Below are 12,304 nucleotides of genomic sequence, written 5' to 3' on the forward strand. Positions count from 1 at the left end.
TTCGACCTCAGCCCGTCTTGCTCGTCACCTCAGGCTTCTAAAAAGCCTTCCCGGGGTCGCGATTGAAGAGATGTTGATTCGTATTTTGTTTGAGGGAGAGAGTCCGCGGGAATCGCTTCAGTCTTCGGCCTTCCTGGCCTTTCGACCTCAGCCCGTCCTACTCGCGACTTCGGACATCCTGTCCTCAGAAAAATGGCTTCACGCTCCCTATGGGTCACTACCATTTTTTTCGCTCGTAGTCGTTCGATTCATACCTGGAGCGGGAATCGAACCCGCACGGGATTACTCCCACAGGATTTTAAGTCCTGTGTGTCTACCAGTTCCACCATCCAGGCGTATGTTGTAAGACTAGGCGTCGGCCGGATTCGAACCGGCGGTCAAGCTTTTGCAGAGCCATGCCTTACCACTTGGCCACGACGCCAATCGTGACTTTGGATAGGCTAAAATAGGAAGGCTTGGTGTCAAATGGAAACTGAATTCACTTTTCATCGGAATGTAACATTTCTTCCAAAAATGAAATTGCTTGCTTCATTTTTCCAAAGTGCAGTGCAAATATGAAGCTCCAAAGATTTGTTTTTGTAACCATTTTTTCATTTTCCCTCCATTCTTTATCTGCTGATACCGTAAAAGTCAAAGCCACAAAGGAAGTATTGGAAAACGTAAAAACTTCCTCTCCAACCGCCAATTACGTTTTGGTTGAATCAAGTGATGGCACAAAACAAGCGTTTAAGAAGAATGCTGTAGAAGTAACCCCATTACCTGTCCAATGGGAAACTCCAAAAGAAGAAGAAAAACCAGGTTTCTTTTCTGGATTGTTTACTTCGAAAGAGAAAACGGAAGGAACAAACACTGCTGATGCGAGTGCCCAAACAGAAAAAGAACCAACAAAATCAGAAGAAGAAAACAAAAGTTTTTTTGCGAAACGCCTTCCTGAAATCACAATGGGTGGAATGGCATTGTTGTGGATCCTACTCCCTTAATTGGAAGTAGGATTTTATTCTTTCCAATGATCGCCTTTGCAATAGGAAACCTTTTCCTATTCCCATTCAATGGTGCCAGGGGGTTTGTGGGTAAGGTCATACATCACAAGAGAAATTTGAGGGAGTTCCAAGAGTTCGTTTGTAATCCTTGCTAAAATTCTTCGGTCCATCTGGTAGAAGTTAGCGGTCATCGCTTCGGTGGATTCCACGGGTCTTAAGACAACTCCATACGTATTTTCTCGTAATCCCACTGGCACAAGCACCACCGGCATTTGCCAAATCTCGTTATGGATCGATTCATCATAGAGGATTTGGTTCACAATCGAATCCGCTTCTCGTAAGATGTCTGCATGGGCTTTGTCTAACGTGAGTTTTGTGTAAAAGAATTCCTTTTCAAAATGAGTGATGCCAGGTGCGAGTACGACCCGGTTGATTTCTTTACGAGTATTGGTAATCTCAACCGACAGACCATCTAATTCCTTCCAATCAGAAGTAAAATCACTTAGGACAGCACAATGTGCATAACTCCTTTGGTCCCCTTGTACCCCGACTGACAAGATGGGTAAAATTTGGATTTCTGCTTTTGGTAATTTTTCCTTCCACAGACTAAAATCAATTTTTGGAGGGGTGGTTTTTGGACTTGCGATCATACGCACAACAAGCCCAGGCCCAGGGAAAGGATGGCGTTCAATCCACCTTTCGGGTAAACCCAGTTTCCTACCTAAGTCACGGACTTCATCCTTGTATAAATCAGCAATCGGTTCTACAATTTTTCCTTCACGGATGAGAGCCTCAATTTGAGGCACTCTGTTGTGATGGGTTTTGATTTTGTGGGAATGTTTTGTTCCACCCGACTCAATGGTATCAGGGTAAATGGTCCCTTGTCCAAGTAACCAGTGTTCGGCGTCAAGGCCAAGAGATGTGGTAGCTTTCCCTTGTGCTTCCAAAAACAAATCCCCGACTATCCTTCTTTTTTTCTCTGGCTCAAATTCATTTTGTAGGTGTTTGTAAAAAACTTCACTTTCATCCCAAATGGTAAGATCAAATCCAACATGGTGTAAATTGTCCATCAGGTCTTTTACTTCATTTTTACGCATAAACCCAGTATCAACGAGTAAACCCTTCACTCGGTCTTTCCCAAGGGCCTTCGCAAGGAGTAAGTAAGCAACCGATGAGTCCACGCCACCTGATACAAGTAAAAATACATTTTTCCCTTCCGGGACTTTTTTTTGTAAGGTTTGGATTTGTTCCTCTAGGAATTGGGAGATACTCCAAGAACTAGATGCCCCACATAACTCCACAAAGTTTCGGAGTAATATTTCGCCTTCTTCGGAATGTGTTACCTCAGGATGGAATTGGATTCCAAAAAGTTTTTTGGAAGGATGGGATACGAACGCATAACGACAGTGATCCGACTGTGCAACCACTTGGAAGTCATTTGGCAAACGAACCACTTCATCTCCATGGCTCATCCATACCTTAGTTTTCAGGGAAAGTGATTTTGAAAGTGGTGACTTGGGATTTTGGATTTCCAGGATGGCAGGCCCATATTCTTTTGTATTAGCAGATACCACTTCCCCACCCAAAGTTTTCATCATGAGTTGGTGCCCGTAACAAATCCCAAGGATCGGAACAGAGATTTCAAAAAATCCATTTGGTAAAAGCGGGGCTCCCGATTCATAGACGCTACTTGGTCCACCCGATAGGATGATTCCTGCATAGGATTCATAAAGAGAGAGTGGTTCTTCGTTGGAAAGGATTTCTGTATAGGCTCCTAACCGACGAATCCGGGAAGCAATGAGGTGAGCGTATTGGCCGCCGAAATCAATGACTGCGATTTTTTTATCACTTTTCATGGGATGGTTCCAAAATATTTTTGTTAATGTCGGGGTAAACAAATGTCGGAAAAAAAATCAGAATCTTCTTACGAGGACAAACAAGACCATATCCCGTCCTGGTCGACACCTCCCATTGAATGGTTTGCGAATGTCTATTCTGGCAAAGAGTACAATATCGAGTTCACTATCCCTGAATTCACAGCCGTTTGCCCAAAAACGGGCCTACCAGACTTTGGAACCATTTACATTGAATACATCCCGAGAGACAAATGTGTCGAATTGAAGTCCCTCAAGGAATACATGATGGCTTACCGCAACGTTGGGATTTTCCACGAAAACGTAGTCAATAAGATCCTAGAGGATTTTGTAAAAGCAGTGGATCCCATCTATGCCAAAGTGATTGGTGATTACAATGTGCGTGGTGGTGTAAAAACTGTTGTGAAACGAGAGTACAAAGCCTAAATGGAAAACTTAATTGGGTATGTGGCAGCTTTTTTAACCACTGTTTCTTTTTTACCCCAAGTCCTGCGTGTTGTGCTAACAAAACAGACAAGAGACATCAGCCGGAATATGTACCTTCTGTTCTTTCTGGGTGTGGTCTTGTGGTTCGTTTATGGGATCTTAAAATCAGATTTTCCGATCATCCTCGCCAATGTAGTCACTTTATTTTTTGTCACCATCATCTTATATTATAAACTCACAGAAGGAAAACAGACATGAGAAAGGCTTATGTAGATAAAGACAATTGTACTTCTTGCAACCAATGCGCTGATAATTTACCAAAATACTTTATGATGGATGAAGATGATTTGTCCCAAACCCATCTTGATGGCTCCTCCATCAATGACGCAATGATCCCAGAAGAAGATACAAAAAAGGTACAAAAGGAAATGGATGAATGCCCTGGCGAATGCATCCATTGGAAAAAACACTGATCCTAGGATGAACTGTTCATCCATTTGCTAAATGTTTGCAATTTTTCTTCTAAAAAATCGACATCTTCTATTCGGCTAACAAGGTAGATTTGGTTCTCAAAACCATGGCAGTGTTTTTCATTCGCATTCCATATTGATTTTTTTCCAAGCAAATACGTTGGTAATACAGAAACACCTCTGCCAAATTCCAAGGCGGTTCTGATATCGTGAAGGTTCGGTAAAACAGAATATTCTTTTAACTTTGGTCGAGAATCAAAGTTCACTTTCCATAACCTGCGAACAATAGCAAAATCCTCACTGTAGACAAACCAATGTTGGTTTTCCATCCATGTTTGGATCACTTCGATTTTGGGTTTTGTTTGCCCGCGAAATGGAAAATCTCCCTGCAAACTTACGGATTTCGATGTAACAAAAACAAATTTTTCCTTATATAATTCTTCCAATAGAATACCAGGAACATTTAACTTTTGGTTACTGATCACAATATCAATTTCCTTTTTTTCCAATGCATCCAAAAGATCAGGAGGATGACCATACTGAACTTGAAATCCTTCTCCGGATTTGGAGAGATTAGGCAAAATAGTTTCTAAAAAGAACTCCCTTGCAGAACCTACTTTGAGCTTTCGGATCAACTCTTTTGGTTTTAATTGCCCTTCTATTTTTTGTAATTCTTCCATCGGTCCAGCCAATTGGACATACAATCGTTTGGCGGCTTCGGTTGGGACCAAATCTCGTGAAGTTCGACGAAACAATACCTCCTTTCTATGCCTCTCCAAAGACTGTAGGTGCAAACTGAGCGCCGGTTGGGACAAACCAAGGATTTTTCCTGCCTTGGTTAAATTCCTCTCCCGATAGATACAATAAAAACTTTGGTACAACTCAATCGGATTCATTTTGGTATTAATATTTTAATGTCTTTGTATTAACACCATCATTATTCTAATGGCGTGGAATCCTTGTCTAAAAAACCGATGGGAAAACAATTTTCCTATCGCAAGATGATGAATCTGCAGTCAAAACGAGGATCGAATGAAAAAAGTATTAATTGTATTAACAAGCCATGGAGAAAAAGGGAATGCTGGTTCCACTGGTTACCATTTGGGTGAAGTAGCCCACCCATGGAAGGTCTTACATGATGCAGGTGTGGAAATGGACTTGGTCAGTCCCAAAGGTGGAGAACCCCCTGTTGATGGATTTGATTTGGAAGACAGTGCCAATAAAGAATTTTGGAACCACCCTGTGTACAAGGAAAAACGAATCCACACCAAGACTCCAAAACAAATCCAAGCGAGTGAATACTCTGCGATTTACTTTGCCGGTGGACATGGTACGATGTGGGACTTTCCCAACAATGAAGAACTCCAAAACCTTACCCGAACCATTTATGAATCTGGTGGGATTGTGGGAGCCGTTTGCCATGGACCTTCGGCACTCATCAACGTCACTTTGTCCAATGGTGCCAAACTCATTGCCGGAAAACGAGTGAATGGATTTTCGAATGAAGAAGAAAAGATTGTCAAACTAGAAGGTGTGGTTCCTTTTCTTTTGGAAGACAAATTGATTGCGGCTGGTGGAAAGTATTTCAAATCAGCACCTTGGAACTCTCACGTGGAAGTAGACGAACGGATTGTAACAGGACAAAATCCGCAGTCAGCAAAGGCTGTGGGCGAAGCAATTCTTAGTCTTTTAAAAAAATAAGAGACTCTCGGATAAGCCGAATTCTATCCAAGGCAAATCAGGGTTTCGTAGGTAAACGAGACCCTGTTTCTTTTTTCCCTTTTAGACTTAAGATTGAGTTTACGATACCAAATACATCTTTTACCGATTCAAACTTATGTTTGTTTCCCGTCGGGTCATACACAAATCCAATTGTTTTCATCTCAGAGTTTTCATTCCAATACCCATGGCCATGGATTTTCGTTGGAGATTTGGAAAACACCTCTCCTTTTCTGGTCCCACTAAAAAACATTGGTTGTTTTGTTCGAAAAAGACCTAGGGTAGTAGGATGGATTTGAGACGAAAGCGCATTGTCATTGTTTGCTGGTAGCCACTCTGCTCCAGGACATTGGGTTTCAATTTCCGATACAATGGATTGGATGCTTTCATTGCCAATGCGAACATTGGCAGCTGGTAAAAGAATCGTTGTACCACCTGCAGATTTAAATGTCAACTGGTAGGTTCCTGTCACCTCATTGATGAATCCTTTGTTTTTTAATACCACATTGGGGGAACAAACAACTTCTGCGGAAGCAAATCCGTGATCCGAAACAATGAGGATAGCGGGACCATTCGGGGAAAATGCCCCAACGGAAGTTAGAAACTGAGAAATGGCAAGGTCTAGTTCTAAAAGTCGACTGAGGGCTTTTTCCGATCCAGGTCCATACCCGTGGTGATTGGAATCCAAATCGGTTGTGTAAACAAACATAAGATCCGGTTTTTTCTTTTGGAATAACCAAGTGGCAGTTTTTAATTTCACTTCGTCCTTTGTCACATCGTTTAACGGAGTTCCCACCGCTAGTTCCGCTTCTTTGTGTAATCCTTTCGAAGATAACACTCGGAGCAGTTTGTCGTCTTCTGGGATTTTTTTTCGCCAGTATTGGGGAAGGTTCCAATCGATATCTGCCCCCACAGTGACAGGCCAAAATACGTTAGCAGTGGTTTTGTGATTTTTTTTTGCCAAATCCCAAAGTGTAGGCACACTGATATCTTCTGCATACCACATCCATCCCCCATCATTTTTTTCAAATGGGTCAGATAAAGTATTGTTATAAATTCCATGTTCTGCCGGATCCAATCCAGTTACCATCGAAGTATGTGCGGGATACGTGACAGATGGATTCACTGTTTTGATCTCAGACACTCCATACGTTTGAAAGAGATTGGCTAATTTTGGAAAGTAAACATGGTATTTCGGATCAGATATGTAATGAGCAGGGAACCCATCTACTGACAAAACAATCATCTGCCGAACTTTGGACTTCTGGCTGTGAGATTTTTTTTTCACAGGGATTTTCGATTTACCTTCAATCGAATGAAACGCAAATACCAGTAAAAAAAAACTTAAAACGAAAACTGGAAGTTTCCATTCGCATAAACCTTGTTTAGCGAAAAAATTAATATTCTTGTTCTGATCGAGTGGAGCCAAGGAGTTCATCCGGAATGTCCTCAATGCTATCTCCAATTTGGATGGCAAGGCGGTTACCCACACGACCTGGTGTGGCCTTAAACTTACTACGATCCCCTACTTTTACCATTAGATCGGTTTTAATCGGAGTGTTCTCCAATTTGATCACATCCCCAACATGTAAATTCATAAGATCATTTAACGAGATGTCCACACTTCCCACTTCCGAGATAAGAGGGATTTTCACTTGGTCGAGACGTTCTTGGATGACTGCTCTGTTTTCATCCACTTCACCTTTTCGAATCGAGGAATACCAATACTGGGCAGAAAGTTTATTGATGATAGGTTCAATGGTGATGTAAGGGATACAAAGGTTTGTCATCCCTTCTACTTCCCCTACTTTTGTCTCGAGGGTGATGAGTACCACCATGTCATTGGGAGGCACTACTTGCGCAAACTGAGGGTTTGTTTCGATGTTACCAAGCCTAGGGCGTAAGTCAATGACTGTGGACCAAGACTCTCGTAAGTTTCCTAGGATCCTAACAATGATCCCTTCCATTACCGACAACTCGATATCGGAAAGTTCCCTGTTCACCTTGGAAGATTCACCCTTACCACCAAACAAACGATCGATGATGGTAAAAGAAATAGACGGGTCAATTTCTAAAATCGCAGAACCACGGAGAGGGTCCATATTGATCACTGCAAGTGTCGTGGGATTCGGAATGGAGCGAATGAATTCTTCATAGGTCAACTGGTCAACCGAAGCCACATGCACCACAACGAGGGCTCGGAGCTGTGCCGAAAGTCCTGTGGTCGCCAAACGAGCAAATGTCTCGTGCATCATTTGGAGTGTACGAATTTGGTCTTTTGAAAATTTATCAGGGCGTTTGAAATCGTAAATTTTGACTTTCTTTTGTTCCCCAACGGACGAGTATTCATCCTCCGAGACTTCTCCAGAAGAGATGGCATTTAACAGGGCATCAATTTCGTCTTGGGAAAGGATTTCCGTCATTTTTTTACCTTTACGAGTAAGTTTTTAATTTGCCAAAATCCAACACGGCTTCCTTCTTCTTGTCGCAAGGTGTATATATATTCGTACCTTGTTTTGAACCGACCCATCATCCTTTCTACATAAACTTGGACCCTGGCATCCCTTTTGGATGGGTAGTCCACACTCATCACCTTAAAGTATTTTAATGCACCAGATGGCGACTCCGTCAAATACTCTTTAAAATCCTCGATGATGGTTTCTCTCTCACCTACATTCGCCTCGGCATAGGCACTGCTATAACGATCATAAGCTAAGATATATTCTGAAAAATCGATCCATTTAAAATGGTATTCCCATCTTTTTTTCATCTCCGCGCCAAGGAATAAAAAGATGATCTCTTCTGGCGAGAGACCTCCATTTTCCGTAATTTGACGCGAAACAGAATCCTTTCGGATTTGTTTGGAATTTTGATATAAAAACCCAACTGTATTTTGGGATCTTAAAAAAGCCGATTTGTCTTCCGTATAATTGGGATAAAAGTAACCAGTGATGTAAAATTTTTGGTCTGGCAAAAACTGGTAGTATTCATCTAAATAAATCGTTTTTGAAAATGATTCGTTCCGGTGTAAGCTTATTTCCTTATTTTCATCACCGACTAAATTCACAACGGTGGTGCGGCGTTTTAAAATGGGATCGGGAAAATCAGGGTCTTCCATCGGTGTGAGGATCCGATCATTTTCGTCTTTGACTATGATTTGAAAGGAATAACGAAAGTCAAAGGAAGGGAAAATCCGAACTACCTCTTTTCCCGTATTGGTCACAGTAAAGGTAAGAGGGATCCTTTCCCCAGCTTCGTAACTGCGTTTGGTCAAATTCAGGATAATTTTGGATTGGAGGGCAACAAAATTATCAACCCGTTCCCCCCTAGCATCTCTGTCGGGAAAAGCAAAAAGGGTCTCAGATACTAAGATTCCCAGTAGAATGAAGGTTTGGAGGGGGCGCATTCACTATTCAATTTCGGCAAAGAGACAAATTTCCGAAAGAAAATTTAGCCGAATTTGGGACTGAGTTTTTTTACCAATTATCCCGCGCCTAGTTTCGCCTCGGCAAGGATGTAGTCTGCGATTCGGATGAGGCGTGTCATCACGGAACTAAGTTTTTTGTATTGGTAATAATTTTCCCTTTGTTTGTCCAGGTGGGGTTCCACAAGGGCTACCGTTTTGGATGCTAATTTTAAGTTTTTGATTTCGTTCTCAGTGACCCCGTAGAGGTTTGCTTCCGAAACAAATCGGTTGAGCTCCTTCACCAAACTTTCATCTGTCAGGTCTTGGATTTCAAAAACCTTTTCGATTTTCAAAATGAAATCAGTGAGAGTCCTTTTGATTTTTGCCTCTTCTTCCGTTGGTCTTTTTTTGGACGTGATTTGGTTCAGAGTTTCATACCGATCGAGGGCAGTCTCATACAAATGGTTCATTTTGGACTTTTGTCCTAAAATGAAACTGATAAAACTCAAAAGCCCTACAAAGGTGTCAGGGTAACGATTGATCCCACCGATTTCATCCAAGGCATTGGCAAAGGCTTCTTCATTATGCGGAACTGTCTCAATAAACTTTAACACAGGTTCTACGGAAGAACCTGATGTATATTTTTGAATGACCTCTATGCCTTCTAAGTAATTCATTATCGTTTATCGATGACAAGAACCTTACGGATCGTTGTCTGCAAATTACCCTTTTCAATGATTCGGTCAAGTACATCATAACCTGTGATCAAAAAACCAAACACCGTGTGAAGTCCGTCGAGGTGTGGGGTATCCACTTGGTTGATGAAAAATTGGGAACCATTTGTATTGGGTCCAGCATTTGCCATAGCGAGTGCACCACGTGTCGCCTTTTTACTCGGTAAAACTTCGTTGAAACGGTAACCAACTCTGTAGAGCACTTCGAGGACAGGAAGTTCCATCGCTTCTTGGTAGGCTTTCTCTACTTCCGTTCTTTTTTCTTCAAATTCTTGTCGGGATTTGATATTAAACTCAGATAACACCGCCCTCTGCAATTGCGCTTGGTATTCAGGAGCATCTTTTATTTTCCGTTTGTCCAAACCAAGTGCCTTCCCATTAATTTCGTCTTCAAATTGAAATCCTGGTCCACCCGTTCCGTCCCCTCTAGGGCAACCTCCTTGGGCCATAAAATTTTCGATCACCCTATGGAATTTTAATCCATCGTAAAACGGCCGTCTTTCGGACCCTTTTTCCGATCGGAAATCCTTTTCGCCTTGGGCAAGATCGATAAAGTTTTGAACTGTTTTGGGTGCGGCTTGGTCATACAGTTCGATCACAAGGTCCCCTTGTGTGGTTTGGATGATTGCATAAATTGCTGGTTTTTCTGGGAGTTTAACAGACGTTTGGTCTGCTCGTTTTACCAATACTTTGGATGGAGCATAGGTCGTTGGTTCGTAGGTGATTTTTTTAAAGGTTTGGTCACTACAAAAAGCAGTTTGACTAAAGAGAATCAGACTGATGGCAAAGTGTTTGATTGGTTGGTAGATGACTCGTTTCATATTTATTTTTTACCTTTGGATTCTAGAGATTTTAATTTTTTGGTCAATTCGTTTAACTTGGCTTTCGCTTTTTTGATTTGTTCTTTTTGGCGGGAATGTGCGGTTCCCCCATACACATCTTTTTTATCACAAGAAGTTTCGAGTGAAATCGCAGCTTCATACCCTGGATCAGTCAAAACAGCATGGATTTGCCCACGTTCCCCACTGGGGATGGTAAATAAATCATAACCTTTCAGGGTACAATGTTTCACAAGTTCACCCACAATTTCATGGGCGGATCGGAATGGAATTCCTTTGGCACTCACAAGCCAATCGGCAAGGTCTGTGGCAGTGGAAAACCCATTTCGCAAACTCCTCGTTGCATTTTCTGGAAAAATTTGAATTCCTTCCACCATATCTCTGATCCCTTCTGTACAAATTTTAATTTGTTTCACGGTATCAAAGAGAGGGATTTTATCTTCTTGGAAGTCTCTGTTATAAGAAAGTGGAGTGCCTTTCAACATCACAAGCAGGTGGGTGAGATTTCCCATCACACGCCCTGCTTTACCCCGTATGAGTTCTGCCACATCTGGATTTTTTTTCTGAGGCATGATCGACGAACCAGTTGTTAGGTGGTCAGGCAATTTAAAATAACTAAATTCTTGTGACGTATACAAAATGATTTCTTCACAAAACCTGGAAACATGTACCATAAACTGTGAAGAAGCAAATAAAAACTTAAAGATATGATCCCTTTGGCTTACCGCATCCATGGAATTTTCAGAAAGCCGGCCTAAACCTAAATCCTTTCTTAAAAATTCACGATCAGTTTGGTAATTGACACCGGCCAGGGCACCAGAACCTAATACAAGTTCATCGGCCCTTTCGTAAGCCGAATAAAAATCTTCAAAATCTCGGACATTGGCCCAAAAATGAGATAAAAAATAATGGGAAGCGCGAATGGGTTGGGCAATCTGTAAATGAGTGTAACCTGGGATGATGGTTTTTGTATGGGATTCCGCTTTTTTTAACCAAACTGTTAATAAATCAAATACTAAGACCAATATGGATTGGATTTCTGCTTTGATGTAAAGCCTTACGTCTTGCGACACTTGGTCGTTACGACTTCTACCTGTATGGAGTTTTTTTCCTAAATCTCCGAGAAGCTCCGTTAGGCGAGACTCAATCGACATATGGATGTCTTCGTTTTCGATTTTAAATTCAAATTTCCCAGAATCGATTTCCTTTTTGATTTGAATGAGTCCTGTTTCAATTTTTCGTTGTTCCGATTCCGTGAGAATACCGATGCGTTTTAACATGCGGGAGTGCGAAATTGATCCTTCGATATCATGCGCATACAATTCCTTATCAAAACTGATTGATTCCCCGATCCGAATCATAAGAGAAGATGGTGCCGCATCAAAACGCCCACCCCATAATTTTTTTTCCTTCATTCTGATTCCTCACTGAACTGATTTGCCCAGTTTTGTAAAATTTCTTTGTCTGCATCAGACAATTGGGAGTTGGGATGCAAAAGTTGGTAATCTTTGGGGGGCATCTCGCCCTCATCCACTTGTTCCCATATTTCATAAATTTTTTTCTTTTGTTTCCTTTCTGCCAAATTTCCAAACTCGGAAAAATTCAACTCCTCTCTCCCTTCGGTTACATGTTTTGTGACCAAATAAGAAACGGGAAAGATATAGGAATAAAAAGGCCATACCGTCTCATTGGAATGGCAATCATAACAACTGCGCTTTAAGATGATTTTGACTTCATTGGGGAGAGTGATCTCCGCCGTGACAGGTGGGTTTTCGCGTGGTACTGGGAATAATTGGAAGAATAGAAAAACGGAGAAAAGAAGGTAAAAAATTCGTTTCACACAAGACAGGTTCTTT

At 41.6% G+C, this 12,304-nt stretch carries 14 protein-coding genes and 2 tRNA genes; 5 read left to right on the forward strand and 11 right to left on the reverse strand.

Annotated features, from left to right (window positions below; genetic code table 11):
• Positions 1 to 251 precede the first annotated feature (251 nt).
• A tRNA-Leu gene (locus tag EHQ62_RS03915) sits at positions 252 to 335 on the reverse strand.
• 15 nt (positions 336 to 350) lie between these two features.
• A tRNA-Cys gene (locus tag EHQ62_RS03920) sits at positions 351 to 421 on the reverse strand.
• Positions 422 to 554: 133 nt separating this feature from the next.
• On the opposite strand from EHQ62_RS03920, the gene EHQ62_RS03925 reads away from it, so the two are divergent.
• Positions 555 to 980 (forward strand): LIMLP_04285 family protein, encoded by a 426-nt coding sequence (locus EHQ62_RS03925; protein ID WP_135640926.1) that lies wholly within the window; start codon positions 555 to 557, stop codon positions 978 to 980.
• Between the two features lie 56 nt (positions 981 to 1,036).
• On the opposite strand, the gene guaA is transcribed toward EHQ62_RS03925, so the two are convergent.
• Positions 1,037 to 2,836, reverse strand: coding sequence for a glutamine-hydrolyzing GMP synthase (gene guaA, locus EHQ62_RS03930; RefSeq protein ID WP_135640927.1), 1,800 nt, complete (start codon positions 2,834 to 2,836; stop codon positions 1,037 to 1,039).
• 42 nt (positions 2,837 to 2,878) lie between these two features.
• On the opposite strand from guaA, the gene queF reads away from it, so the two are divergent.
• The 3 genes from queF to EHQ62_RS03945 are packed head-to-tail and all read left to right on the forward strand — an operon-like array spanning position 2,879 to position 3,753.
• Entirely contained in the window at positions 2,879 to 3,280 is a 402-nt protein-coding gene (gene queF / locus EHQ62_RS03935; protein WP_015676005.1) for a preQ(1) synthase, read from the forward strand.
• Entirely contained in the window at positions 3,281 to 3,538 is a 258-nt protein-coding gene (locus EHQ62_RS03940; protein ID WP_135640928.1) for a SemiSWEET transporter, read from the forward strand.
• A complete protein-coding gene (locus tag EHQ62_RS03945; RefSeq protein WP_135640929.1) occupies positions 3,535 to 3,753 on the forward strand; it encodes a ferredoxin in 219 nt (72 codons plus the stop codon). The genes EHQ62_RS03940 and EHQ62_RS03945 overlap by 4 nt, the downstream gene beginning before the upstream one ends.
• 2 nt (positions 3,754 to 3,755) lie before the next feature.
• On the opposite strand, the gene EHQ62_RS03950 is transcribed toward EHQ62_RS03945, so the two are convergent.
• Positions 3,756 to 4,646 (reverse strand): LysR family transcriptional regulator, encoded by an 891-nt coding sequence (locus tag EHQ62_RS03950; protein WP_135640930.1) that lies wholly within the window; start codon positions 4,644 to 4,646, stop codon positions 3,756 to 3,758.
• Positions 4,647 to 4,782: 136 nt separating this feature from the next.
• Between EHQ62_RS03950 and EHQ62_RS03955 the strand changes: the two genes are divergently transcribed.
• Positions 4,783 to 5,451: a type 1 glutamine amidotransferase domain-containing protein gene (locus EHQ62_RS03955; protein WP_015676011.1), complete on the forward strand. Its 669-nt coding sequence runs from the start codon at positions 4,783 to 4,785 to the stop codon at positions 5,449 to 5,451.
• Positions 5,452 to 5,488: 37 nt separating this feature from the next.
• On the opposite strand, the gene EHQ62_RS03960 is transcribed toward EHQ62_RS03955, so the two are convergent.
• From EHQ62_RS03960 to EHQ62_RS03990, 7 genes are all read right to left on the reverse strand, one after another.
• The gene (locus tag EHQ62_RS03960) at positions 5,489 to 6,757 is read right to left on the reverse strand and encodes an alkaline phosphatase family protein (RefSeq protein WP_244241621.1); all 1,269 of its coding nucleotides are present in this window, start codon (positions 6,755 to 6,757) and stop codon (positions 5,489 to 5,491) included.
• 109 nt (positions 6,758 to 6,866) lie between these two features.
• On the reverse strand, positions 6,867 to 7,892 hold the full coding sequence (gene fliM / locus EHQ62_RS03965) for a flagellar motor switch protein FliM (protein ID WP_002974265.1): 1,026 nt from the start codon (positions 7,890 to 7,892) through the stop codon (positions 6,867 to 6,869).
• A complete protein-coding gene (locus EHQ62_RS03970) occupies positions 7,889 to 8,875 on the reverse strand; it encodes a hypothetical protein (RefSeq protein WP_135640931.1) in 987 nt (328 codons plus the stop codon). The genes fliM and EHQ62_RS03970 overlap by 4 nt, the downstream gene beginning before the upstream one ends.
• Positions 8,876 to 8,952: 77 nt before the next feature.
• A complete protein-coding gene (locus EHQ62_RS03975) occupies positions 8,953 to 9,552 on the reverse strand; it encodes a hypothetical protein (protein WP_135640932.1) in 600 nt (199 codons plus the stop codon).
• The gene (locus tag EHQ62_RS03980) at positions 9,552 to 10,430 is read right to left on the reverse strand and encodes a peptidylprolyl isomerase (RefSeq protein ID WP_135640933.1); all 879 of its coding nucleotides are present in this window, start codon (positions 10,428 to 10,430) and stop codon (positions 9,552 to 9,554) included. The genes EHQ62_RS03975 and EHQ62_RS03980 overlap by 1 nt, the downstream gene beginning before the upstream one ends.
• 2 nt (positions 10,431 to 10,432) lie before the next feature.
• Positions 10,433 to 11,863 (reverse strand): argininosuccinate lyase, encoded by a 1,431-nt coding sequence (argH, locus tag EHQ62_RS03985; protein WP_135640934.1) that lies wholly within the window; start codon positions 11,861 to 11,863, stop codon positions 10,433 to 10,435.
• On the reverse strand, positions 11,860 to 12,288 hold the full coding sequence (locus EHQ62_RS03990; protein WP_135640935.1) for a heme-binding domain-containing protein: 429 nt from the start codon (positions 12,286 to 12,288) through the stop codon (positions 11,860 to 11,862). Before EHQ62_RS03990 ends, argH begins: the two co-directional genes overlap by 4 nt.
• Positions 12,289 to 12,304 lie beyond the last annotated feature (16 nt).

This window comes from Leptospira jelokensis, assembly GCF_004769635.1.
Taxonomy (GTDB): domain Bacteria; phylum Spirochaetota; class Leptospiria; order Leptospirales; family Leptospiraceae; genus Leptospira_A; species Leptospira_A jelokensis.